The organism is Calditrichota bacterium (assembly GCA_013112635.1).
GTDB lineage: Bacteria > Calditrichota > Calditrichia > Calditrichales > J004 > JABFGF01.
Window position 1 is genome coordinate 76,178 of the sequence record JABFGF010000010.1, and the last position, 23,351, is coordinate 99,528.

Below are 23,351 nucleotides of genomic sequence, written 5' to 3' on the forward strand. Positions count from 1 at the left end.
ATTCCTTTTTAATGGCTTAATTAAACTTGGATGACAAATATATCGCGCAGGTTACGTTTTATTTGCTGGTCATCCAACCCGTAGCCAACTACATACTTATCTTCAATCTCAAAACCTACATAGTCCAGTTTTATATCAGCAACCGTTTTTGAAGGCTTATGCAAAAGCGAGGCAAACTTTAACCGCGCCGGATTAAATGCTGACATCATATTATTTAAAAATTTAACCGACAGTCCCGAATCAACAATATCTTCAACTACAATAACGTGTCTTCCGGCAATATCTGCACTCAATGGCTTTAGTACTTTAACGTGTCCTGTCGATTCACGCTGATTGCCATAACTTGAAATCCTGATAAAATCAATTTCTAAATCAATATTTATATGGCGGATTAAATCGGCCAGGAAAATGAAACCTCCATTAAGAACGCCAATCAGGATTGGGGTTGTCCCTTTAAAATCTTGCGCTATCTCTTTCCCCAACGTTTCCAACCGTTGTTCTATTTCTGCCTCGCTGATTAAAACAGAATAATTATCAGGGATAATACTTTTTTGACTATGATTATTCATAACGTTTCAATTTCAATTTTGTATACTCTTTTCGATTCCTCGGTTACCTTAAATAAGTTACTAATTCGATAGCCGGCTACCCAGATAATTTTATCCTTTAACAAGAGTAGAGGTATATTTCTCTTTTCCAAAATGTTTGTTTTCTGGTTTACAAAAAAGTCACTCAGTTTCTGTTTACCTTTGCTTCCCAATGGATAAAAAAAGTCACCTTCCTGCCAATATCTAATTTTCAATGGGAATTCAAGATTATCTCCGCAGATATACTCCACTTTTGGATTTTTATTTATTTTTACCTTATCAACATCAATTCTGCTAATTGAAAACTTATAAAGATCACAATTGACGTTTTGACTTTCATAAAGTTCCCAAAACTTTGTTTGATTTTCCTGCGGCACAAAAAAGACTAACTGAGAGCGATCTATCAATATTTTTTGATTTTCTGAAAACTCAAAACATGAGCCTGTGTTTGCAGATTTTACAAACTTTTCAAACTCATTGATTTGATCAGATGCAAGCGTGAAACTTAACCCATAAATGTAAGAAAAACAATACTCAAGAAATTGAGATTTTTGATTTTTTTCAAATAACAAATAATCATCTTTATTAATTATTATCTGATTTTTTTTCTTTACAATTTTGTTTTCAAAATGAACACAATTTAAATCAAAACTTTCTCTATAAAATTGTTCATACTTTTGATGAGTTTTAAAAAATTCCCCGAGATAATCATTTCCAAAAACTTCCTTCAAAGCCGGTGTAAATCGTTGCCTCATTTTGTTACGAAGCTTATCCTGTTCAAAATTACTTGAGTCATCCCGAAATGGTATTTTATTTTCTGTACAATAATTGTCAATCTCATATCTGGAGCAACTTAAAAACGGGCGAATATATTTTTCCCGAACTGCTGGAATACCTAACAGCCCTTTAGGACCGCTTCCTTTAAACACACGCATAAAGTATGTTTCCAGCTGATCATCCAAATGATGCGCTGTTGCCAACTTGCAATTATCAAACTTTCTTATTTCCTGTTCATATTTTTTATATCGTGCTTTTCGTAAAGCATTTTCTCCTGCGTTTTTTCCAAACCCGGATAGTTTATAAACAGAACATTTAACGCCTAAATCGCTGCATATTTTTTTAACAAATGCTTCATCATCATCCGATTCACTCCCTCTAATTCCGTGATTAATATGAACAGCACTTATACTAATATTCAATTCCGTTTTTAAAGAATTTAACAAGTAAAGCAAACTGACTGAATCACGGCCACCGGAAAGGGCAATAATAATATGATTTTTGGGAGAAATTAAATGATTTGACTGAATAAATGCGGTTACTTTTTTTGTAAGCACCATAAACGAACGCAGTATGAAAAGTGTAGCGGCGCAGGGATTCGAACCCCGGACACTCGGATTATGATTCCGATGCTCTAACCAGCTGAGCTACGCCGCCAAAAGCTTTAATAAAAAACAAGGCAGCCAAAATTGACTACCTATTTGTAGCGGGGGCAGGATTTGAACCTGCGACCTTTGGGTTATGAGCCCAACGAGCTACCAAACTGCTCCACCCCGCGATCAGAGTTTTTAATATACCACCTTTTTACAAAGCTGTCAAGCTAAGTATTTAATATTATTAAGAAAATCTTTTTCATTTTTTACTTTGACATTAAGACGAGGTGTTAATAAAGAAATATCTGCATCATTGAGTATTTTTTTTGCGGTGGAAAGGTCAGAAATTTTGACCATGTCTTTTTCTGTGCAAAGCAATAAATTGCATTTATTTTTATTACAAAGTCCTGCTAAAAATTCCAAATCACTTTCAGTAAAAGAATGATGATCCTTAAAAGGCATAAATTGAGAAACAACGATGCTTTCTTCTTTCAAGCTATTATGAAAATTTTCAGGATGAGCAATTCCTGCAAAAGCCACACACGTGTTTCCTGCCAATTCTTTTATTGAGCCTTTGGTTTTAAAGTCAATATCCAGGACATCATCTATTTGTGAAATGCTGAAATATCTGTTTTTATCATCTATGGCAGCAGGATCATCAGCAGAGACAATCATATTAGCACGTTTTAAATTGAATTTAAATTCCCGGAGTAGGCCACCTGGCAAAACCAATTTGTTTTTAATTCTTTTTTCATCCTTAACCAGGACAATATCCAAATCCCTTGCAACAGAACGATGCTGAAAACCATCATCTAACAATATTACATCAACATCATAGTTTTTTAATATATAATCGATGGCAATTTTTCTTTTTTCACAAACAGCAATTATTTGCCCTGGAAGTTTTTTTGATATAAGCACCGGTTCATCACCATGGATAATTACTTTTGCAAACCGTGTTTTGCCATTGCTAATAAAATGAAATCCTTTTGATTTGCGCCCATAACCCCGACTAACAATTGCAACCTTCTTATTTTTATCAACAAACTTTTCAGCAAGATAAATTGTAAATGGGGTCTTGCCCGTTCCACCCGCTGTAATATTGCCGATTGAAATTATGGGTTTGTCAAAATGGTGTGTTTTAAATATACCTATATCGTAAAGCAGGTTTCTTATCTGGATAATCAAACCATAAATAAGGGAAATTGGAAATAGAATTAATCTCAGAACTATCATGCTAAATTGTCATCGCATTTTTATTAGTGATTTAACTGTATCAATTTCAGAGCGCTTGAAAAACCCTGTTGCCCAAAATATAATAGGAGTTGAACCAAGTAAAATAATCCGGCTCCAGATTTGAGGCTGAAAATAATAGAAGATCACCAACATTACTGCCAGAAAGCCCAAAAGAAATAGAATACGGGAATAGTCATATTTTATGGGATAGATTTTGTTATTGGCGATAAAAATTGTTACGGCCATTACAAAATAACTTAAAAATGTTGCAAAAGCTGCACCCATAATTCCATACGCGGGCATAAGATATAAATTGCTGCCAACATTAACCAGTGCTGCCAACCCGGTAAAAATAATCATTAAATGAGATTTTTTCTTGATATAAATACCCACCGTAAAATTTACATAAAGCCCGTAAAACAAGTATGATGTAAGAATTATTGGAATAATAGATGTGCCCGGCCAATATTCTTTGCCTAAAAGCGTTATCCCGCCCGGTAAGGGAATTTGCACCAGGTATTCAATTAGATATGAAACAAGAATTACAATAATGACACCAACCAGTGTGAAATAAGTCAGTACTCTGGAATAAACTTCTTTGGCTTCTTTCTTCTCTGCAATCTTTAAAAAGAATGGCTGCCAGGCTGTCCTAAAAGCCATAACCAACATAACAAGTATTGTCCCGAACTTATAATTTGCAGAATAAAGCCCAAGCAATTCTTTTCCCAGAAGATGGTTCATAAGCAGCTTATCACTTACTTCAACAATTAAGTAAGCAATGCCATTGGGGATTAATGGAATGCCAAAATAAGCAAGCTGTTTAAATGCGCCACTGTTCCAACTGCCTTTTAGATATGAAACCTGGTATGGCAGTAAAATAATCACATTAATAAATGCTGCTATAATATTTGCATACAAAACTCCAATAAAGCCCATTTTGTAATAAACCACAAAGAGAATATTTAAACCAAGTTCAATTAAAAAACGGACAATCTTTATAACTGAAAAATGAGTTGATTTTTCTTCGACACGAAGAATTAAATATGGCAGGTTACTAAAAGTATCCAAAAACAAAATAGCTGCAGATATTTGAATCGGGAAGCTATAATCGGCCGAACTAAAGATAATTTCTGCAAAATAAGGTGCAGAAAAAAAGATAATCGCAGATAGAACCAATGCATTGGCACTTACACCAAGAAAAGCTGTTTTATAAATATCATGTCGTTTATGTTTGCCCAAAAAGTAATAGCGCATAAATGCACTATCCATTCCATACAGGTACAGAACAACCATAAAAGCAGTAAATGCATAAAATAGAGATAAATCGCCATAGTCAGCTTTAGATGCCAAAAACTTTTCACTTGTATAGATTGGCATCATCACTAAACCCAATGTTCGTTGGATAAAGGTGCTGATTGTATAAACTAATGAATGACGTGTAAGATTTTTTAAATGCGATTTGATTGACACAAAAACCTATTTTCTTTTGTGTTGGTGTGCAAGTGCCTGAACGCCCAGGACATAACCATAGATTCCAAGACCGACAATAGATCCGCTAACAACATCGGAGATAACGGATTTATGGCGGAACTCTTCACGTCCGGCAATATTGCTGATATGTACTTCCACAACCGGGACAGAAACTGACTCAATCGCATCGCGGATAGCGTAGGAATAATGTGTAAATGCTCCGGCATTTAAGACAACACCTGCATAATGCCCATCGGCTTTTTGAATTTTGTCGATAATCTCACCTTCATGATTACTTTGATAAAAATCAATCTCAACTTTTTTGAAATAACCTTTGACAAAATCATTTACTTCGTTTAATGAATTCTGGCCATAAACAGTTGGGTTCCGTTTTCCAAGCAGATTTAAATTTGGTCCGTTTATAATAAGTATTTTCATTTTATACCTGTCCTTTTAGATTAATACCTCAAACGCCGTTCTTATTTGGTTTAATTCAGATTCATCTTTAATTACATATGAACCTATCTGATCAACCAAAATTAAACGGATATTTTTATCGACTACTTTTTTGTCTAAAAACATTCGTTCAACAAGGGCATCAATTTTGATGTTATTTTTATCATATTTTACTGGAACCCGTTCCAACAAATTTATTCCACGGGTATACTCTTCAATATCCATTAGCCCGGTGTTTTTCGAATATTCCAACGCACACTTCATTCCGAGGATTACTGCTTCGCCATGTTTTAAATTGCTATAGCCAAATTCAGCTTCCAGGGCGTGGCCAAATGTATGGCCAAAATTTAGGATCATTCGCAAACCAGCCTCTTTTTCATCCTGTGCCACAACATCTGCTTTTTGTCTTGCAGAAACATCTACAAGGTGCAATAAAACGTCAATATCGCCAGATAATGCTTTCTCAATATTGTTTTCCAAATATGAAAACAAATCCTTGTCGCCAAAAAAAGCGTACTTAATTACCTCGCCCATACCGCAACGAATTTCTTCTTCCGGCAAACTTCTTAAAAAAGCCACATCAGAAAAAACGAATACAGGTTGTTTAAAAGCGCCAATCAGGTTTTTTCCTAAAGGATGGTTTATGCCTGTTTTTCCACCAATGCTGCTATCTACCTGTGCTAATAGCGTTGTCGGAACCTGTACAAAATTTATTCCACGTAAATAAGTTGCTGCAACAAAACCGGCCAAATCTCCAATAACTCCGCCACCCAGAGCAATAATTGTACCGCTGCGCTCAAAATGATTTTCAAGGAGTGCGGTCCATAACTCTTGCAAAAACTGAATTGATTTTGTCTGTTCCCCGTCCGGTACAATATGTTCAATAATCTGACACTGCGACGGTAATCTTTGTTTTAACTCTTTTCCGTACAAGGCAAAAATATTTGCACTGGAGATAATTGCAATTTGTTTGGACTTTATATGTCCGTTAAAAACTTCTGCGAAGTCATCCAGAATATTTTGCCCTACATAAATTGGATAACTGTTATCCGTTATATTTACATTTATTTTCTTCATATCACTCATATCAAACTAGTCAAATTCTTAATCATTAATAAAACACTTCTTTTGGAATCATGAACATGTTAAGTATTACGTTTTCTTTCCAAACTGTTCCAACTCCGTCAAAATCATCTCTGCCACTTGTGGCGGATCAAAACCATCACGCTCGATTATTACCGCGGCAGACTCATAAACATCTTTACGATCTTTTAATAGCTCTTCAATTCTTATAAGAAGGTTTGTTTCAAAATTTTCATCACGGGGTATATTTAAAAGCGGTCTTTTAGATGTTTTCTTAACCCGTTTAAAAATTTCCTCTGGACTACTTTTTATATAAACAACCGTTCCTTTTTTATCGGCCATTTTTTTGTTATCAGGGTTCATTAAAGCACCGCCACCAAGGGCAATAACCGCTTTATTATTGTTTCCTATAAGCTGGAAAAGAATAGCTTGTTCCATTTTTCTAAAAGTTTCTTCACCCTGATCGGTAAAAATGTCGCTAATTGTTTTTCCGGTTGCTTCCTCAATTATTTTGTCCGAATCAAAAAAAGGACAGTTTAATTTATCCGCGACAATTGGACCTATTTTACTTTTACCGGCTCCCATAAAGCCATTTAAAAAAACGAGATTTTTATTCATTAAACTAAACTCAGTTGTTCTGATTTTTGGTGCATTATATTGCGGATAAATTTTTTGCGGTGCAGTTCGCATGGACCGGATTTTCTAATTGCGTCCATATGTTCTTTTGCTGCGTACCCTTTGTGTTTTTCAAAACCGTATGCCGGGTATTTTTCAGACATTTCAATCATCAAATTATCGCGGTATACTTTAGCCAGGATTGAAGCACTTGCGACTGAAACAGAAATACTATCCCCTTTTACAAGCGGTCTTCCCTGCAAAATTGTTCCCTGCTCCCTGTATAAAAAGGTTGGGAAATCTCTGCCATCCACAAGTACAAATTGTGGTTTTATTTCCAAAAGATCTATCGCGCGCTTCATTGCCAAAAAAGTGGCATTTATAATATTCAGGGAATTAATTTCCTCAACAGATGCTTCAGCAACTGCCCAGGCCAGGGCTTTTTCTTTTATTCTGGGTTCAAGTAATAAACGCTTCTTTTCAGTTAATTTCTTCGAGTCATCGATTTTATATATTTTTTTTTGGGGATCCAAAATAACAGCGGCGGCAACCACAGGCCCTGCTAAAGGTCCACGTCCAACTTCATCTATTCCGGTTAAATATTGCACCCCATCGGTCCAAAGTTGATTATCATAGCTGCTGGTCATGGAATCTTGAATTAATTAGTTTTACTTAAAAAGATTGGGACAAATTAAAAAGCAGTTCGCTTATATTCAATTAAGTTTAAAATGGTTGGAATAAACCTTCCGGGTAAAAAATAACCCGGAAGGAATAAGAGGATTATTTCAATAAAATAAGTTTATTCATTATCTCTTGCTTGCCTGTATTGATTCTGTAAAAGTATAAACCGGAGGCAAAGTTCTCTGCATTCCAGGTATAATAATGAACGCCGGCATTTAATTCTCCATTAAACAGGGATTCTACCAGTTTACCGGTAATATCAAAAATTTCAACTTTAACGTGATTTCTAAAAGGCAACCCAAATTCTATGGTTGTTTGCGGATTAAATGGATTGGGATAATTCTGCTTTACAAAAAATTCTTTCGGAATCTTTGCGTTGTCATCCTCAATAGCTAAAACAGGATCATAGTCAAATTCAATAAAATGTGTGGAGTCCAAGTTTGAAACTGTTAGAACCGTATCCAATTCATCTTTAGAAAAATTTGGAGCCTCTATGTACCAATCCCCATCACAAACATTAAATACAAAGGTAGAATCGTCTTCTGGCCAGCCTTCCACCTGATACACGTTTGGGAACTCGCCCAATGTATGAATATAAAACCCTTCCCAAAAAGCTTCGTCCGGAGCATGTTTTAAACGGACATATATTTCTGCATTTCGATAATTTAATTCAAAATCCAATGTGTCAGTTGTGTCACTATCAACATAAACATGTGCATACCAGGCCGGTTTTGCTAAGAAGTCATTTGACCAATCATCAAAACGAACTTCAAAAACCCCATCTTTTACCGGCTGCCAATACTCCAGACCTTCATTAACTGATGCCTGGTAAAATTGGGTCCAGTTGCTATCATAAATTTCAACTTGGAAATCATGACTGTTATACGGCATTAATGGATCATCGGGATCAAAACTTAATTTCCCGGCTAAAACTGCTCCGGCAGGTATTAAATTAAAATATGCTGTATCCCCTGCATTCACCCATTGCCATGGAGAATCTTCAATAATATAACCATCGGGCAAAGGTGTTCCATATTCCGGATTATCAAGCAAACCTATGCTGTATCCTGCACCGGATTTCACTTTTATTTTTGCAAATCCGGAGGTATCACTCATTGTCTGGTTCGATCCAAATGAGTCACTATAAGCATGAAACATGAAACTTTCACCGGGTGATTTATTTTCTTTAGTAATTAAAATAACGATAGAACTATCGGCCTTATAAACCATTATATCTTTTTTTATGCTGTCACCATGGGCAACATAAACTGTATCTGGGTTTTCATTATCATTTGAAGGACGTAAATAATCAGGATTCAAACCTTCTTCACTTATTGCAAGATAAAACCAATCTCCATCAATCTCTTGTGGTATAAATGCCGAAGCCGAAAAATGGCCATTAATTATATTAAAGTCATTCCCGTCCCATTCATTAAAACGCACCAGGGAACCATAGCCATTAATATCCAATGCTTGTCCCGAATCATCAACAACATAGCCATAAACAAAAGCTGTTGGTAAACTTAGATAAAAATCAACATCCGGATTAATACCTGCATCAACCACGAGAAAAATATCTTCAGATTCTATGTAAGCTGAAGTTTGTAACTCAAAGAAAAAAGAAACTTCCCATTCGGAACCAATAGCACTATCAGGCAAATTAATTTCATAGTAACCATTTTGATCTGTACTTCCAGACCAAAAACCCTGAAAACTTTGGATTGCCTCTGCGCCAATTTGAATTCCTGCTAATCTCTCATCAGGTGCAGTAATTCCTTCAATAAATAAGTTGCCTGTAATTTTTGCAGAAGGATTTAGCATTGCGCTGATATGCATTGCGGCATAAGCATCAGATTCATTAGCAATATCTATTACCTTTAAAATATAATCTCCTGGTGCCAAACCAAAGGGTCCTAAGTCTGTATAAACTAATCCATCTAAAACCGCACTGGAATCGCCTGGCCCTTCTGACCCCACATCACCATCCTGTTGCGTAAATTGTTCAACCAGAACATCACTCTCATCCAACTCCTGGTTTGAGTTTAAATCCAGATATATCTGAAAAGTGGACTCACCACCTTGTTGAGAAATGTCATATTCCCAGGCAAAAAAATCACCTTGTTGCAATGAATCTGCAGCATTCCCATTTACCCATAGCTTTAAATATGTGGTTGCCAAAACTGAAGTGGAACCAAGTAATACAAGCGAACAAACAAGTATCAGTTTTCTCATTTTAGACCTCCTGTAGGTTTATTTTTTAAATCGGACAGGAGAAATAGCGAAATGAAATATTTATTTAAAAGAAAATAAAACTGGCCAACAAGATGGCAATAAATGGCTATAAAATTTACTGATGGGGATAATTATGTATGTAAAATTTTTGAAACTTTAGTTTTTAACGAAGAAAAATGCTATAAAGTACCATTGAGTTGAAAAAAGAATCATAAATGACAATGATCCACCAAATTAATCAAATAAAAATTTCAGCTGTTGAAAATAAATCCTGAATAGAAAAAAAGACTATTCAACACTTGAGTGCTTGTTAATGAAGCCGAAATATGACAAGTGCATTTAAAATTCATGCCACAAATGGTTAATGTTTTTTAACCAAGGCCGAAAACAACAATAAAGGTTGAAGGATTTATTAAAATAGCGCAGGCCTTTCCCAAACGCCAAGCGTCTTACAAAATATATGCAAACAAAAATAATTTTTATTTCTGATCATCTTAATGAGTTCAGCAAATTTTTAAAGACAGATGGAATCGGTTATAATATTGATATGATGGGTCATGCCGAAGCAAACCGGCGGCACGTTTTTCAAAACTATTACGATTTATTTGTTATTGATTTAAAGCAAGATTGGCTGGCTATCCCGCACTGGGTTTTTGAACAGGTTCAGCATCATTATTTTTTCCAGTTTATTTTTATAAGCGATGGCCCTCTTTCCAAAGAAATGGATGATGTGCTGAATGTACGTGTTTTTAAAGTAATAGACAGGGCCACGGCAAAAGAAAATATTACCGATCTTGTTCAAGAATTTCAGGTATACTCCGCCAACCACCGCTTCACACATTTAAAGCAAGGACAACAAACCAGTAACGGATTGTCTAACCTGGTTGGGACACACAGCAGTATTAAAGGCATAAATAAGTTTATAGAAATTGTAAGCAAAACTAAATCTGCATCCTGCCTTATCCGTGGTGAACTGGGGACAGGAAAAAGTTTATGTGCCCAGCTTATACATCAAAAAAACGAGCTGCCATTAAAGCAATTTATTATTAAAAATTGTGAAGGAACAACCACCAATGAGCTATTAGGTGATTTATTTGGCGTTGAAGGTGAAACGGACATTTATGGTCCAAAGCGTATCGGCTTATTTGAAAAATATGTGGACGGAACTGTAGTTCTAAAAAATATTGAAAAACTGCCAATCGATGTTCAAAACAAAATGCTGCTTTTTCTTGAAGGGCGGGTTTTTAATGTACTGGGTGCAACCCGAATTGTTGAAAGTAATGTACGGATTATTGGTACTACTCAACACAATCTGGAATGGTTTGTTCGTCATCAAAATTTTAACTCCGGATTGTTCTACAGATTAAAAGCCTTTGAAATATTTTTACCTCCTTTACGTGATCGCCGTGAAGATATTGAGCATTTATCTAACTACTATCTGCAGTATTATAATAATCAGCTGGCCAAAGAACTTGGTGAAATTTCTCCTGTTGCCATGCAAATGATGAATGAGTATAACTGGCCGGGGAATATTAAAGAAGTAAAAAATATTATTGAACGGGCTGTAATTATCAGCACATCAAATCAGATTATTGCAGAGGATTTACCTGCCAACTTGCAAAATGATTCCAACAACCGCCACAACAGTGAGTTTTTAGGAAATTGTTCATTAAAAGAATTAGAACGAATCCATATCCACCACGTTTTAGTTCGTACAAATGGCAACAAATCCAAAGCTGCGGAAATTTTGGATATATCCCGCACCACCTTACGCGAAAAAATGCGCGTTTATGAAATTGAGGTTTAAGTCCCCAACCTCAAATATTTCACCTTTCTAACAATTGATATAAATCCCCTTCCTGTTTAAATTCGTTCGGAAACATAACAAACCCATTTGTTCAAATTCTCAAATTAATAAATATGAAAAACTATCTATGAAACCTCCTTTTTATTATAAAACCAATCGTCTGTTTTGCGAAAATTTAGATATAGAAACATTTGCTCAAACTGTGCCAACACCTTTTTATCTTTACAGCAAAAGTGAAATCGGATATAATTGCCAATCCGTTTGGGATGCTGCAAATATTGTTGAAGGAATTGACCTGCTGCCCTGTTATGCGTTAAAAGCAAACTATAATCCGGCAATATTAAAACTGGTTCAGGCCAATGGTTTTGGAGCAGATATTGTTTCCGGGGGTGAACTTTATTTTGCACAAAAAGCTGGTTTTCCCATCGAAAAAACAGTTTTTGCGGGAGTTGGCAAAACTGAAACAGAAATACGTGAAGCATTACAAAAAAACGTTCATTCAATAAATATTGAATCAGAAGAAGAATTACACCTGGTTGCCAGGCTGGCCACAGAAGAAAAAAAAATTCAGAGAATTGCCATCCGCATAAACCCGGACATTGATGCCAAAACACATGCTTATATTTCAACTGGATTACATACAAACAAATTTGGAGTCTCTACCGAACAAGCCCTTTCTATGTATCAGGAAGCCCAAAAATATAAAAGCCTGAATGCTGAAGGTATTCATGTTCATATCGGCTCCCAAATAGATAAAGACGGTCCCTACAAAGCTACTGCTGAAAAACTAAAATCCTTTATAAGCAAATTAGCCTCTAAAAACATTTCAATTAAATATATCGATCTTGGAGGTGGAATTGGCATCAATTATGAAAACACATTGAGTGAACCCGGCGAACCGCGAACATACATAAATGAAATCCTGCCAAAATACCTTTCAGCCTTTAAAGGATTTAAATTAAAACTGTTTGTAGAATTAGGGCGTTCCATTATCGGCAGTGCCGGAATCCTGGTAAGTAAAGTTTTAATTCGTAAAAAAACCCCATTAAAGAACTTTATTATTGTGGATGCGGCCATGAACAACTTAATGCGGCCCAGTTTGTATGAAGCCAGTCATCAGATCGCACCGTTAAAAAAAGAAAATTATGAAACAATTGTTGCTGATATTGTTGGCCCGGTTTGCGAAAGTGGAGATTTTCTTGCCAAAGAAATTTATATTGAAGATATTCCATCCGGCGAAATGATTGCCGTGGCTAGTACCGGGGCTTACGGACAGGTACTTTCATCTAATTACAACCTTCGTCCTACAATTCCGGAATACCTGGTTGACGGTGATAAAGTGCAATGTATATTTAAAGGCACTACTGTAAATGATATTGCAAATAATTATAACTGGTAAAAATGGGCCCGACATTTGTTCAAATAAATCACTCACACTTACTGCATAATTATAGCTTAATCCGCGATGCTGTTAAGCCGGCAATGGTTATGGCTGTAGTAAAGGCCAATGCTTATGGTCATGGCAACATAGAAATATCCCAAACACTGGTGCAAAATAATGTGGACTACCTTGGCGTCGCGTTTCATGAAGAAGCGATTTCTCTGCGCCAGGCGGGAATTGAAACTCCCATTTTGGTTTTTGGGGCTCAGCTAATAAAATATTTTGATCAATTTTTGGACTATAATCTTGATCTTACCATTACCCAGATTGAGCAGTTATCAGCATTAGAAAAAATATGCCAGGCCAAAAAGAAAAAGGCAAAAATACATTTAAAAATTGATACAGGTATGAACCGCGTCGGGTTTTATCCTGATAGTTTTAAACAGGCTTTTGAAAAGGCTGCTAACTCAAAGTGGATTGTCATTGTTGGTGTGTATTCACATTTATCAAGCGCTGACGAAAGCGATCCAGCATACACCGAAATGCAGATTGACCGTTTTACTGAAATAAAAAACTATATTCAGGAAAAATATTCAACTAAGATTTTATTTCACCTGGCAAACTCTGCCGCTATTATGAATTTTCCCAGCGCACATTTTGATATGGTTCGCCCGGGAGTAATGCTTTATGGCAATCCGCCATCCCCAGGTTTTAAAACAGATTGGGATTTACAGGAAGTGATGCGATTTCGTTCAGAAGTAGCTTTAATCAAAGATGTTGAAAAAAATGAACCTGTAAGTTATAACCGGCGTTTCTATACACCGGAAAAAACAAAAGTGGCGGTTATACCGGTTGGTTATGCTGATGGATACAACCGAAAACTGACCAACATTGGCAAGGTTATAATCAATGGAGAAAAGTATCCTGTAATTGGTACTGTTTGTATGGATCAAATTTTAGTACATTTAGGGCATGCATCAAAAGTAAAGATTGGTGACGAAGCTGTTCTTTTTGGAAAACAGGGCAACAATCACATTTCAATTTCAGATATTTCTAAACAACTAAATACAATACCGTACGAGGTAACCTGCTGGCCTTCAAGCCGGGTTGCAAGGATTCATTTAAACATGAAAAACCCATGAAAGTAAACGGAGAATTTATGAAAACTCTTTTAATGATATTTCTTAGCTCAGGATATTTATTTTCTCAAGTGCTAAGCGTTACAGTTTCTGTTGAGTACGATCACCTTCCGGACGATGAACAGGAAATGCTTACAAACCTTGCTGAAAAAATAGAGCAATATTATAATAGCTATGATTGGGTAGACGATGAATATGAGACTGATGTTGTCTGCAACATAAAAGTCTTGGTAGAAACGGTTCAGAAGAAAACTTTTGAAAAAATCTATAAAACCCAATTTCTTATTTCGAGCGAATCAGGTGAAAATTTTTATGATAAGATATGGGAATTCCCCTACGAAGACAGTTTTCCATTTAGCCATAGTAAAGGTTTGTTCGACCCCGTTACACACTTCCTTGATTTTTATGCTTATATGATCCTTGCCGGTGAACTTGATACTTATGGTTTACTGCTCGGCTCTCCACTTTACGATAAAGCTTTGGATATTGCCAGTCAGGGTGTATTAAGCGACTACTCTCGTGGCTGGAGCAACCGTAATGATGAATTGCAAAAGATTACACATATCAGGACAAGACCATTGCGAGAAGCCAAACCTGATTTTTTTGAAGCCCTTTATCTGTACGAAGAAGGCAAATACAATCAGGCTTATAAATATGCCCAGAATGTATTTACTGCAATCAAAAAGGTATACACAACACAGCCAAACAACAGGTACCTGCGCATATTTTTTGAAGCACATTATAAGCAGCTTGCTATGCTCTTTTCCGGAAAATTTGAGGAGCTTGAAGCGCTTGCAGATTATGACAGTAAACACCGTGAGACATACAGAAGTTATTTACCTAAAAACTAGTTATTTTTTTAGTTTTACTAAATTTTAGAAACAAAAAAAGACCTGGGTTCAATTTTTAAGATTAAACTTAGGTCTTTTTCAATTTGTATCATTCTCCAGAGCAAGTTGGTATTAATTGCACAAATAACCTTACTAAAAATCCTCTATATATCTTTGGTAAAGTTCTTCAATTCCTCTTGGATTGCTTATTATGGTTATCCTGTCATTTTCTTCAAGGACAGTGCGTCCTCGTGGCACTACCAATTCGTTATCACGGTGAATAATGGCAATGAGAGTGCTTTCCGGTAAATCTATACTTTTTATTTCGCAGTTAATAAGGCCTTCTGTTTTTTTATCTTTTTTAAGCTCCAATGCCAGGTAACGGTCATCCCTTAAAAGAAGCTCTTTGATTTCCTGTTCATTCTTAGCCTTTTTCCATTTTTGTAAAAACATTTCACTATCAACATGGCTGGCTATCTGAGCCAAAATACGAAGGTGTTTCCCCGGATTACCTTCCGGGCTTAAAAGGAAAAAAAAGGCAAAAATGGGTTCTTGCGTCACATACCTGTTGCCTAAAAAATGATCTACTTCAAACTTTACACCAGTGCCAGAACGTATTACAATCAAATAAGATCGATCAATATCTCCTAATCTCACGTGCGGAAGAGCAGCGCCATTTGAAACAGGCGTGGCGCCAATCAGTGTTCCATCCAAAAACAATTTTTCTAATATTTCGCTGTCATATTTTGTAATATCTGAAAATTCCTTAGAAACTCGATTTGTAATTTCCTCAAATGATGTTTTTTGGTGCAGATCAATAAACCTTGCTTCTGCAACCAAATGATTAAAATAGTCTTCATCACGCACGCCTTTTGCTTTGAGAAAACGTCTCAGATCGCTATCAAGTCCTTCAAAACGCCGTGAACCTAATCTTGCAAAAAGGTGATAAATTGCTCCATTTCTTAAAACTTTGTCCCGGGCATAGTAGAAATACCAACCAATACTGACAACGATCAATCCAATCGTAAAAAGCGTTGGAAGCCAGCCCATTTCAATAATCAACCAGAATGGTGTTATAATTCCAAAAATTTGCATCCATGGATAAAGCGGTGATTTAAATCCTGGATCATAAGATTCTATTTTGCTTTCGCGCATAACAATTACTGCAAGCGAAATTAGAGCAAAAAGTAATAGTTGAAAGGCTCCTGCAAGCTTGGCAATTTTTATCGGATTGAATAGTAATAAAACAGAAATGACTAAAACAACTGTAAACAAAATAGCATTTATCGGAACTTTACCTTTTGTAAAAGAACGGAAAAATGCAGGGAAAATATGATCACGGCTCATTGCAAGCGGATACCGTGAAGAACTTAGAATTCCTGCATTTGCTACAGAGAAAAAAGCGAAAACTGCAGCGATTGTCATTAATACTGCTCCGCTTTTACCAGCCATTATTTCTGCTGCTGAGGCGATTGGAGAAAGATTATTCTGTAATTCATTAGCTGAAAGAACACCTATAAGGATAATTGTGCCCACCACATAAATAACAAGTGCTGTTGCAAATGCCAGGAACATCGCCTTAGGAATGTTCTTTTCCGGATTTTTAACTTCCTCGGAAAGGCTGGCAATTTTAGATAAGCCCACATAACTTACATAAACTAAACCTGCTGTAGAAAAGATAGAACTAAAATTACCATCCCAAAAACCCGAAAAGTTATTTACATTTAAGTGAAAGGACCCTGTTACAGAGAACCAGCCCAAGAGTAGAAGTAAACCAACAACTAAAATGCTTTGAAAAGAACCTGATTTTTTTGCTCCTAATAGATTTATAATTCCAAAAATAATAGCGAAAGCAATGGAAATGGGAAGCATTGTAATATCAGGAAAAAACAAACTTAAGTAAGCTCCAATCCCAACCAAAGCAAATGATGTTTTTAAAATAAGTGCGATCCAGGTGCCAATTCCGCCAATTGTACCCAACATAGGCCCCATACTTCTATCAAGAAAAAAGTAAACACCACCGGCACGCGGCATTGCTGTAGCAAGTTCCGATTTACTATATAAAGCGGGAATAACAGGGATGGCTGCAATAATATAACTTAAAACCATTGCCGGCCCAGCCTCTGCAAAGGCCAACCCGGGAAGTAAAAAAAAGCCGGAAGCAATGGTTGCACCGGTTGCAATGGTAAAGATATTAAAAAGAGAAAGACTTTTTTTAAGTTGGTGTTTTTTACTTAAGATTGCCATTATTAACCGTTTTAATTTCTATAAGACCTGATTTTTATAGTGTCAGACAAACACACATTTTTAATATCAATAGCTTCTGGAAGTTTTAATTAATATCTAAAACATAATATTTTTTTTAAAAAATCCCAGCTTTTTTTAAGTTGGGCCATGATACTTCTAAAAGACATAATTCTAATTCTCTTTTTTGCAATAGTCATTATTTTGCTGCTCTCAAAATTGCGTATCCCGCCTGTAATAGGTTTTTTAATTACCGGCGTTATTATTGGTCCCACCGCTTTACGCCTGGTAGAGTCCATTTCGGAAATTGAAATACTCGCTGAAATTGGCATTATTCTTTTAATGTTTACTATCGGCTTAGAATTTTCACTGGACAAAATCAAACGCATGTTCAAAGATTTTTCTTTCTTTGGCGGTCTTCAGGTTTTATTTAGTTGGGCCGTGTTTTCATATTTATTTTATTTGTATGGACTTGTATTGCAAGCAGCGTTACTTGCCGGATTTATAATTTCGCTTAGCAGTACAGCAATCGTTTTAAAACTTTTGCAGGATAAAGATGACTTAAACTCCCCGGCCGGTTTAAAAATGACAAGTATCTTGTTATTTCAGGATGCGATTCTTATCCCTGCTATGATTTTTATTCCTTTTATAAACCAGCTGTCAGAAGTGCCGCCTTTAACTTTGGCTTTAAAAATTATAATCGCTTTTGGAAGTGTTGTAGTAATTTACTTCATCAGCAAATTGATTTTGCCCAAATTATTTAGTTTTATTTTAAAAATTGGTGTTACCGATTTATTGATGATCGCCGTATTTGTTTTCCTTTTTGGTGTGGCCTTATTAGGACATCAATTAGGAGTATCGCTGGCTATGAGTGCCTTTGTTGTTGGAATGGCAATTTCAGGATCAGATTTTGCACATCAAATAAACACAGAAATTCTGCCATCGCGCCATATTTTTAATTCAATCTTCTTTATCTCCATTGGTATGTTTGTAGATTTTTCATTTGTTCAGATTCATATTAGTGAGATTTTTCTGTTTACATTAGTAATTGTTACAGTAAAAATTCTAATAATTCTATTATTATTTACAATCGCTAAAAACCCCATCAACATTGGATTTATGACTGCTTTTGGATTGGCGCACGTTGGGGAGTTCTCTTTTATCCTTCTTAACATTGCTAAGGATTTTACTTTGCTTGGTCCGGAAATTCATCAAATACTTTTGTCGTCTGCAATAGTAAGTATGTTTTCAATTCCGCTTGCTTTACAGGTGGGTAAAAAAATATCCGGGTATGAAAAATTCAAAACAAATATGCCAGTTCCGGATAAAAATGTTAATTATTCTAAACATACAATCATTGCAGGATTTGGAGTTAACGGCCAAAATATTTCGCGCATTTTAAAGTTATTGGATATTCCCTATCTTATCGTTGAAATGAATCCAGCAACAGTAAAAAAATATAAATCTCTTGGTGAACCAATATATTTTGCCAATATAGACCGCCGGGAAAATATGAAATTGATTGGGATTTCGCAGGCGTCCCTGCTGGTAATTGCCATTAATGATATGGACGCTGCCATGCGCACAGTAGCTATGGCCCGTAAAATAAACCCCTCACTCAAGATAATTGTCCGGGTAAATTATTTGCCACAAGTGGAGCTTTTATATAATCTTGGCGCAGACCTTGTTCTGTCGCAGGATATGGAAACCTCTTTAATTTTTATCAATCACATCTTAAAATTTTATAATATGCCCGATCATGTGGCCCGCATTCAGACCAATCTTTTAAGAAAGGAACATTACCGCTTTTTCTTTAAACAGGAATCGCAGGAATCCTGGAAAGTGGCTATGCTCGATTATATTGAGCAAGACAACGAAATGTTTTTTATTAGCCCGCACTCAAAACATATTTCTAAGAAGATCATTGATCTTGAACCATCAAATTATGAAGATGTTGAAATAATTGGCATTATTCGCAATACAAAAATTCTAACAGATTCATTAAAAGATTTGGTTATTGAAAACTATGATACTCTGATATTTTGCGGTAATCATGCCAAAGTTTTTGAAGCACTGACCTGGATGGAAGAAAATAACTAACACCAAAGTTAATCATATTTTCGCAATGGACTGAAAATGGTCTTCTAAAAAATAAATAATTCAAAGATTAAGCCGTATATTTTGTAACCCTTTTTGTTTTTTCCCATATTGAAATTTTCAATTTTAGCCCGGACCGTTAATGGATATTCTTTTCACTCGCTTATCAACAATTGTTTTTGCTGTGTTTTTTGGTGTAACGTTATCGGTTATTGCCAGACGGATGCACTTTCCGGCTATAGCACCTTTATTGATAGGTGGTATTATTCTCGGACCGGAAGTAAGTGGACTGGTCGATAGTGCCTCACTGGGTCAGGGCTTACGTATAATTATTTCCCTCAGCATTGCAACAATCCTTTTTGAAGGAGGCTTAACTTTAAATCCAAGCGATTTTAAAAAAGTTGGTAGCGTAGTTACCCGCCTTTTGTCCGTTGGAGTTTTAATAACATGGCTTGGCTCTGCAACAGCAATTTATTTTATATTCGATTTTTCCATACCATTTTCAATTTTAGCCGGCAGCCTTATTATTGTTACAGGTCCCACCGTTATCGGACCATTGTTACAACGAATAAAAGTAAAGGAAAATTTACATAAAATATTGCACTGGGAAGGCGTTTTAATAGATCCGATTGGTGTCTTTATAGCCATTTTGTGTTTTGAGTGGATTAGCATTGAAGGAACCATGACAACCCACATAGTACAATTTAGTTTTCGATTATTAATTGGTTTGGGGATTGGTACGCTTGGTGGATTTGCAATTTTTGCGTTCTTAAAACGAAATTGGATCGAAGAAGACCAGGTAAACATTTTCGTTTTTGCTTCTGCACTGTTTCTTTATGTTGTTTCAGATTCTTTGGCTCACGAAGCCGGCATTTTAACTGTTGTAATTTCCGGCCTTGTTTTGGGATGGAAAAAACCGGAAGCGCTTAAAAATATTAAACAATTTAAGTCAGAATTAACCGAACTTGCCATTGGAGTATTATTTATTCTACTTGCGGCAAATTTAAAGTTAGACTCATTTGTGAGTTTAGGCGGTAAAGGTGCAATCCTTATTTTAATTGTACTTTTTATTATTCGTCCGGCAGGAATCTTTTTCAGTGCATATGGAAGTAATTTAAACTGGAGAGAGCGGGGCTTTTTATCCTGGCTATCGCCGCGAGGTGTTGTTGCCGGTTCTATGGCGTCTCTATTTACATTGGAATTAGCAACAAATGGTAATAAAGATGCCTTCTTTCTCGAGGCCTTTACATTTAGTATAATTGGTGCCAGCATTTTAGTTCAAGGATCTTTATCCAGCCCTGTGGCTCGAATACTGAATGTTAAAGCACCACCAAAAAAAGGTTGGCTGATTGTAGGCTGTCACTCTTTTGCTCAACGTATTGCCCGTTTTATTGAAAAATACACATCGGATATAATTGTTCTACTGGATTTAAACAAGGATGCGGTAGAAAATGCTCAGAAAAATGGCTTTACGGTTCTATTAAAAAATGCCACAACACCGGAATCTGTTCCTGATGAAATTACAAATCGCATTGGTAATGTGCTTGCTTTAACTGATAATCGAGATTTAAACCAGCTGGTTTGTGAAAAATGGTCTGGATTTGTAAAGTCCGGAAACCTCTTTCGCTGGTCACCTCAACATTCTGAATCAGGTGGTTCTAAAAGACAAAGCGGAAAAGCAATTTGGACTAAACTAAACAAGCCTTCACAAGTGGCTTATGATTTACATAGTAAAGAAATTTTATTGTCGCTTAAAAAACCAAAAGTAATTTCTGAAGGAATGTTTCCACTGATTAGTTTCAACAATGAGGAATTTAATTTAAACCACGAAAACGATGAGATTAAAGGTGAAGTTCTTTTTTATAAACCAATAACATATCATTTACAGGCAGCAATACAACCGGCGCATATATTTGTTGATATAAATGCAAATACTTTAGATGGGTTATTGCAACAGGTTTTGCCTTCCGCACTTAAAGACCATCCTGTATTAAATGCAGAAATTGTTGTAGATCATTTTAATAATTCAGCTGCAAACCCGGTTTTTGTTCTTGGGAATAGCGTGGCAGTCCCTCATGCCTTTTTTAAAAACCTGAAAAAAGAAGTTTGCCTAATTGTAAGATTGATCGATCCTTTGATTTTAAACTCTGAAACACAGGAGCCGGCAAGGTTATTTTTTATATTGCTTAATCCGGCAGAAAACCCCGGTTTACATCTCACACTTTTGGCAGATATTGCAAAACTGGCTTCTGATGAAAACCTGATTAATGAATTACTTGCAGCTAAAGATTCAAATAACATCTTATCAATAATACTTAAACACGATTTCTAAAATTAAAAACCTATATTTACTTCAATGATTTATTAAAAATTCATAAAAAATATTTCAGTTATACTAGGATAAACCAATTTTATAAATATGAAACTTCACCTTAAACCATTTTCTTTCTTGCCGGAACGGCCTGTACAATTATTACAAAGAAGGACGAGCCGGCGCAATGCGCAACTTCTTTTAAGCCTGTTATTGGGAATGACCTTTATTGTTGTTGTCTTTACTGCACTTTTCCAATTTGTAATGGTATGGGAAGGACAGGAATACAGTTATATTTCAGGACTATACTGGACCCTTTCCACAATGACATTACTTGGTTTTGGTGATATTGTATTTGCAAGCGATCTTGGAAAAATATTTAGCCTTATAGTATTATTTACGGGTATTACTTTTTTGCTGGTTATGCTTCCCTTTTCTTTTGTGCAGCTTTTCCAATCATCTGCACGTGCTCCAAAAGAACTGGCTAAAGGTACAAAAGACCATATTATTATAACACATATGGGCACAATCACTTCAATTTTGCTCCGCAAACTACAAAATTATAATCTTCCATATGTGCTCATTGAACCAGATTTAACAAAAGCATTGGACTATCTTGATCATGGCTACAAAGTTGTTTTAGGCGAACTTGATGATCCTGCCACCTTTAAAAAAGTGAATGCCGGTCACGCGGCTCTTATCGCAGCAACATCGTCCGATGCCATAAATACAAGCATCACTTATGCAGCCCGATCCATTTCGGATAGTGTTCCGATAATATCGACAGCACAAAACAAAGGTGCGGCAAATATATTAAAAATAGCCGGTTGCAACCAGGTTTTGGCACTTGACGATATTTTGGGGAACTCCCTTGCTAGGCGCGTTATCGGTGGTGATGCAATGGCACATATTATTGGCCAGATTGATAATATTTTTATTGCAGAAGCAACCGCAATGGGAACACCAATAATTGGAAAAGCACTAAGTGAAATCCGTTTGCCGGATATGGTTGGCGCTACGGTTGTAGGCGTATGGCAGAAAGGACATTTTGAAAATGCACGCCCGACTACAGTAATTACCCAACACACCGCATTGGTAATAGCAGGATCAAAAGAACAAATTGAACTATACAATGAAATGTTTTGTATTTATAATGCAGTTTCAAAACCGGTACTCATACTTGGTGGTGGTAATGTTGGGGTTACAATGGGCAAAGCTCTCGCAAAGCGTGATGTTGATTTTAAAATAATTGAAAAGTCACTGGTCAGAATCCCCCGTAAAGAGAATTATATCCATGGCAATGCTATGAATACAGATGTCCTTGTATCCGCGGGAATTAAAGAAGCCCCAGCCGTTGCAATAACAACACACGATGATCATACAAATCTATATTTAACAACATTGTGCCGCCATCTAAATCCGGATATTCAAATAATTGCCAGGGCTACCAAAGAGCGCACAATCCAGCTTTTACATAAAGCGGAATGTGATTTTGTGATGTCGTACGCATCTATTGGAGCTACAAGCATTTTTAACTATTTACAAAGTGGAAATATCTTAATGGTAACCGAAGGTGTGGATGTATTTAAAGTAAAATTACCAAGATTGCTTAGTGGTAAAAAAATATCAGAAACTACTATTCGGCAGGAATGTGGTTGCAGCATAATCGGTGTTTCCAGTAACGGCCAAATGGAAGTTAATCCCCCGTCATCTTTAGAACTTTTAAGCGAATCGGATATTATTCTCATTGGCACAGTTGAATCGGAAGCAAAGTTTCTCACAACTTATAAGTCATAATTCTATCCCCTGCCT

Annotated in this window: 17 protein-coding genes and 2 tRNA genes; 7 read left to right on the forward strand and 12 right to left on the reverse strand. The window is 36.1% G+C overall.

The genetic code is table 11. The features are described from left to right. Positions 1-20: 20 nt before the first annotated feature. The 11 genes from hpt to HND50_19515 all read right to left on the reverse strand — a co-directional run bounded on the left by hpt (position 21) and on the right by HND50_19515 (position 9,730). Positions 21-569 carry a hypoxanthine phosphoribosyltransferase gene (gene hpt, locus HND50_19465; protein NOG47430.1) on the reverse strand — a complete coding sequence of 183 codons (549 nt, stop codon included), beginning with the start codon at positions 567-569 and terminating at the stop codon, positions 21-23. Beyond that, on the reverse strand, positions 566-1,924 hold the full coding sequence (tilS, locus tag HND50_19470) for a tRNA lysidine(34) synthetase TilS (protein NOG47431.1): 1,359 nt from the start codon (positions 1,922-1,924) through the stop codon (positions 566-568). Before tilS ends, hpt begins: the two co-directional genes overlap by 4 nt. Positions 1,925-1,947: 23 nt before the next feature. Continuing rightward, a tRNA-Met gene (locus HND50_19475) sits at positions 1,948-2,021 on the reverse strand. A 47-nt stretch (positions 2,022-2,068) separates the two neighbouring features. Then, positions 2,069-2,142 (reverse strand) — tRNA-Met (locus tag HND50_19480). A 37-nt stretch (positions 2,143-2,179) separates the two neighbouring features. Next, on the reverse strand, positions 2,180-3,193 hold the full coding sequence (gene lpxK, locus HND50_19485) for a tetraacyldisaccharide 4'-kinase (protein ID NOG47432.1): 1,014 nt from the start codon (positions 3,191-3,193) through the stop codon (positions 2,180-2,182). A gap of 9 nt (positions 3,194-3,202) precedes the next feature. After that, entirely contained in the window at positions 3,203-4,663 is a 1,461-nt protein-coding gene (locus HND50_19490; GenBank protein NOG47433.1) for an oligosaccharide flippase family protein, read from the reverse strand. Positions 4,664-4,669: 6 nt separating this feature from the next. Beyond that, complete coding sequence (aroQ, locus tag HND50_19495; protein NOG47434.1) at positions 4,670-5,101, reverse strand: type II 3-dehydroquinate dehydratase; 432 nt, start codon at positions 5,099-5,101, stop codon at positions 4,670-4,672. 15 nt (positions 5,102-5,116) lie between these two features. After that, the gene (aroB, locus tag HND50_19500) at positions 5,117-6,196 is read right to left on the reverse strand and encodes a 3-dehydroquinate synthase (GenBank protein ID NOG47435.1); all 1,080 of its coding nucleotides are present in this window, start codon (positions 6,194-6,196) and stop codon (positions 5,117-5,119) included. Positions 6,197-6,271: 75 nt separating this feature from the next. Continuing rightward, positions 6,272-6,820 (reverse strand): shikimate kinase, encoded by a 549-nt coding sequence (locus HND50_19505; GenBank protein ID NOG47436.1) that lies wholly within the window; start codon positions 6,818-6,820, stop codon positions 6,272-6,274. Next, positions 6,820-7,464 (reverse strand): ribonuclease HII, encoded by a 645-nt coding sequence (locus HND50_19510; protein ID NOG47437.1) that lies wholly within the window; start codon positions 7,462-7,464, stop codon positions 6,820-6,822. The genes HND50_19505 and HND50_19510 overlap by 1 nt, the downstream gene beginning before the upstream one ends. A gap of 133 nt (positions 7,465-7,597) precedes the next feature. Then, positions 7,598-9,730 (reverse strand): T9SS type A sorting domain-containing protein, encoded by a 2,133-nt coding sequence (locus tag HND50_19515; GenBank protein NOG47438.1) that lies wholly within the window; start codon positions 9,728-9,730, stop codon positions 7,598-7,600. A gap of 460 nt (positions 9,731-10,190) precedes the next feature. On the opposite strand from HND50_19515, the gene HND50_19520 reads away from it, so the two are divergent. From HND50_19520 to HND50_19535, 4 genes are all read left to right on the forward strand, one after another. Further along, the gene (locus HND50_19520; protein ID NOG47439.1) at positions 10,191-11,537 is read left to right on the forward strand and encodes a sigma-54-dependent Fis family transcriptional regulator; all 1,347 of its coding nucleotides are present in this window, start codon (positions 10,191-10,193) and stop codon (positions 11,535-11,537) included. Positions 11,538-11,664: 127 nt separating this feature from the next. Further along, on the forward strand, positions 11,665-12,936 hold the full coding sequence (lysA, locus tag HND50_19525) for a diaminopimelate decarboxylase (GenBank protein NOG47440.1): 1,272 nt from the start codon (positions 11,665-11,667) through the stop codon (positions 12,934-12,936). A 2-nt stretch (positions 12,937-12,938) separates the two neighbouring features. After that, the gene (gene alr / locus HND50_19530) at positions 12,939-14,060 is read left to right on the forward strand and encodes an alanine racemase (protein ID NOG47441.1); all 1,122 of its coding nucleotides are present in this window, start codon (positions 12,939-12,941) and stop codon (positions 14,058-14,060) included. A 17-nt stretch (positions 14,061-14,077) separates the two neighbouring features. Beyond that, on the forward strand, positions 14,078-14,908 hold the full coding sequence (locus HND50_19535; GenBank protein ID NOG47442.1) for a DUF4835 family protein: 831 nt from the start codon (positions 14,078-14,080) through the stop codon (positions 14,906-14,908). Between the two features lie 132 nt (positions 14,909-15,040). On the opposite strand, the gene HND50_19540 is transcribed toward HND50_19535, so the two are convergent. Further along, the gene (locus tag HND50_19540) at positions 15,041-17,134 is read right to left on the reverse strand and encodes an amino acid permease (GenBank protein ID NOG47443.1); all 2,094 of its coding nucleotides are present in this window, start codon (positions 17,132-17,134) and stop codon (positions 15,041-15,043) included. Between the two features lie 147 nt (positions 17,135-17,281). Here HND50_19540 and HND50_19545 point away from each other — a divergent pair, with 147 nt between their 5' ends. From HND50_19545 to HND50_19555, 3 genes are all read left to right on the forward strand, one after another. Continuing rightward, positions 17,282-19,231, forward strand: coding sequence for a hypothetical protein (locus HND50_19545; GenBank protein ID NOG47444.1), 1,950 nt, complete (start codon positions 17,282-17,284; stop codon positions 19,229-19,231). A 139-nt stretch (positions 19,232-19,370) separates the two neighbouring features. After that, complete coding sequence (locus tag HND50_19550; protein NOG47445.1) at positions 19,371-21,560, forward strand: PTS transporter subunit EIIA; 2,190 nt, start codon at positions 19,371-19,373, stop codon at positions 21,558-21,560. Between the two features lie 87 nt (positions 21,561-21,647). Continuing rightward, positions 21,648-23,336 carry a potassium channel protein gene (locus HND50_19555; GenBank protein NOG47446.1) on the forward strand — a complete coding sequence of 563 codons (1,689 nt, stop codon included), beginning with the start codon at positions 21,648-21,650 and terminating at the stop codon, positions 23,334-23,336. Positions 23,337-23,351 lie beyond the last annotated feature (15 nt).

What these genes read in the sequence shown, in the direction of transcription:
- hpt (NOG47430.1), bottom strand. Translation starts at nt 569, where the DNA reads ATGAATAATCATAGTCAAAAAAGTATTATCCCTGATAATTATTCTGTT.
- tilS (NOG47431.1), bottom strand. Translation starts at nt 1,924, where the DNA reads ATGGTGCTTACAAAAAAAGTAACCGCATTTATTCAGTCAAATCATTTA.
- lpxK (NOG47432.1), bottom strand. Translation starts at nt 3,193, where the DNA reads ATGATAGTTCTGAGATTAATTCTATTTCCAATTTCCCTTATTTATGGT.
- aroQ (NOG47434.1), bottom strand. Translation starts at nt 5,101, where the DNA reads ATGAAAATACTTATTATAAACGGACCAAATTTAAATCTGCTTGGAAAA.
- aroB (NOG47435.1), bottom strand. Translation starts at nt 6,196, where the DNA reads ATGAAGAAAATAAATGTAAATATAACGGATAACAGTTATCCAATTTAT.
- HND50_19505 (NOG47436.1), bottom strand. Translation starts at nt 6,820, where the DNA reads ATGAATAAAAATCTCGTTTTTTTAAATGGCTTTATGGGAGCCGGTAAA.
- HND50_19510 (NOG47437.1), bottom strand. Translation starts at nt 7,464, where the DNA reads ATGACCAGCAGCTATGATAATCAACTTTGGACCGATGGGGTGCAATAT.
- HND50_19515 (NOG47438.1), bottom strand. Translation starts at nt 9,730, where the DNA reads ATGAGAAAACTGATACTTGTTTGTTCGCTTGTATTACTTGGTTCCACT.
- HND50_19520 (NOG47439.1), top strand. Translation starts at nt 10,191, where the DNA reads ATGCAAACAAAAATAATTTTTATTTCTGATCATCTTAATGAGTTCAGC.
- lysA (NOG47440.1), top strand. Translation starts at nt 11,665, where the DNA reads ATGAAACCTCCTTTTTATTATAAAACCAATCGTCTGTTTTGCGAAAAT.
- alr (NOG47441.1), top strand. Translation starts at nt 12,939, where the DNA reads ATGGGCCCGACATTTGTTCAAATAAATCACTCACACTTACTGCATAAT.
- HND50_19535 (NOG47442.1), top strand. Translation starts at nt 14,078, where the DNA reads ATGAAAACTCTTTTAATGATATTTCTTAGCTCAGGATATTTATTTTCT.
- HND50_19540 (NOG47443.1), bottom strand. Translation starts at nt 17,134, where the DNA reads ATGGCAATCTTAAGTAAAAAACACCAACTTAAAAAAAGTCTTTCTCTT.
- HND50_19545 (NOG47444.1), top strand. Translation starts at nt 17,282, where the DNA reads ATGATACTTCTAAAAGACATAATTCTAATTCTCTTTTTTGCAATAGTC.
- HND50_19550 (NOG47445.1), top strand. Translation starts at nt 19,371, where the DNA reads ATGGATATTCTTTTCACTCGCTTATCAACAATTGTTTTTGCTGTGTTT.
- HND50_19555 (NOG47446.1), top strand. Translation starts at nt 21,648, where the DNA reads ATGAAACTTCACCTTAAACCATTTTCTTTCTTGCCGGAACGGCCTGTA.